The sequence below is a fragment of the Bacillus cereus group sp. N21 genome, from assembly GCF_016483395.1.
GTDB classification, from domain to species: domain Bacteria; phylum Bacillota; class Bacilli; order Bacillales; family Bacillaceae_G; genus Bacillus_A; species Bacillus_A pseudomycoides.
Window position 1 is genome coordinate 1 of sequence record NZ_JAEHBX010000457.1, and the last position, 229, is coordinate 229.

The window sequence follows — 229 nt, forward strand, 5'->3', positions numbered from 1 at the left end:
TGGTGGAGGGGATATAAAATTACTCTCGCTACTTGGATTTATAGTGGGATTGAAAGGGGTTTTTATTATTTTATTTTTAGCGTCTTATTGTAGTCTTTGTTTTTTCGGGATGGGTATTTTATTAAAGCGTATAGAAGCAAGTAAACCAATTCCATTTGGCCCTTTTATTAGTCTTGGAGCAATATGTTATGTATTAATTGTGTATTCAAAATAGAGGGGGATAGAGAAT

The 229-nt window shown here is 32.8% G+C and carries 1 pseudogene; it reads left to right on the forward strand.

The annotated features are described in order from the left end of the window. Window positions 1-214: pseudogene (locus JDS96_RS31625) on the forward strand (prepilin peptidase); the annotation flags it as partial. Window positions 215-229 lie beyond the last annotated feature (15 nt).